This window comes from Bradyrhizobium sp. PRIMUS42 (genome assembly GCF_023006515.1).
Lineage (GTDB): Bacteria > Pseudomonadota > Alphaproteobacteria > Rhizobiales > Xanthobacteraceae > Bradyrhizobium.
In genome coordinates this window covers 1-1,222 of the sequence record NZ_JALBGZ010001179.1, presented here as the reverse complement: position 1 = coordinate 1,222, position 1,222 = coordinate 1, and the positions used below count along the sequence as shown (strand labels likewise).

At 65.6% G+C, this 1,222-nt stretch carries 2 protein-coding genes; both read left to right on the top strand.

Going from position 1 to position 1,222, the window contains the following annotated elements:
- The coding region (locus MOV75_RS38795; protein ID WP_247008121.1) for a zinc-binding dehydrogenase at positions 1-579 on the top strand (579 nt) is incomplete at its 5' end.
- A gap of 211 nt (positions 580-790) precedes the next feature.
- Positions 791-1,222, top strand: a 432-nt coding sequence (locus tag MOV75_RS38790; RefSeq protein WP_247008119.1) for a cation diffusion facilitator family transporter, incomplete at its 3' end; no start/stop codon positions are given.

Here is a 1,222-nt window from a genome sequence, read left to right as displayed (position 1 = left end):
GGCGTGCAGCCGGGCCAGAGCGTGCTGATCCAGGGCGCCAGCTCCGGCGTCGGGCTGATGGCGATGCAGATCGCCAAGCTCAAGGGCGCGAAACTCGTGATCGGCTCGTCGACCGACGCCAATCGCCGCGGCCGGCTGAAGGAGTATGGCGCCGACCTCGCGGTCGACAGCTCCGATCCGAAATGGGTCGACGAGGTCCTCAAGGCGACGAACGGCGAAGGCGTCGATCTCGTCGTCGATCAGGTCTCGGGCAAGGTCGCCAATCAGAACCTCGCCGCGACCAAGGTGAAGGGCCGCATCGTCAATGTCGGCCGGCTCGGCGGCACCCATGCCGATTTCAACTTCGACCTGCATGCGGCGCGCCGCATCGACTATGTCGGCGTCACCTTCCGCACCCGCACCATCGAGGAGATCCGCGAGATCTTCGAGGAGGTCCGCAAGGACATCTGGGGCGCGGTGGAGTCGCTAAAACTGCAGCTGCCGATCGACAAGGTGTTCGTGTTCGACGACATCGACAAGGCGTTCGAGCACATGGAGGCGAACAGGCATCTGGGGAAGATCGTGGTGACGGTGCCGTAGCCGTCGATCCAGTCTCGGTCTCGTAGGGTGGGCAAAGCGAAGCGTGCCCACCATGCGTCAGCGATCGCGGAAGAATGGTGGGCACGGCGCTGCGCGCCTTTGCCCACCCTGCGGGGCCGGAGCAAGACTTAGATCGCTCCTGCAACTCACTAGCGACTACAGCTGTGGATCATCGCTTGATGTTCACCCACGCCCTGCTAAATCCCCCGCCATGACCTCCCAGCACGACAAAACCTCGGTCGCCGCGATCTCGATCTTCGCCAGCGGCGGCATGGCGGCGGCCAAGTTCGTGGTCGGGATCGCGATCGGCTCGCTCGCGCTGATCTCCGAGGCCCTGCACTCCTCGATCGACCTGGTCGCGACCATCATCACTTGGGCGGTGGTGCGGGTGTCCGACAAGCCGGCGGACGAGGAGCACCATTACGGCCATGGCAAGCTGGAGAGCATCTCGGCGCTGGGCGTCACTGCCCTGCTCTACGTGCTCGCCGGCGGCATCCTGGTCGAGGCCTATAGCCGGCTGCGCGAGGGAACCTCGCCGCCGACCATTTCGGCCGTGCCCTTCGTGGTGCTGGTGATCGACATCGTCGTCAATCTCTGGCGCGCCCGCGCCCTGCACCGCGCCGCGCGCGAGACACGGAGCCAG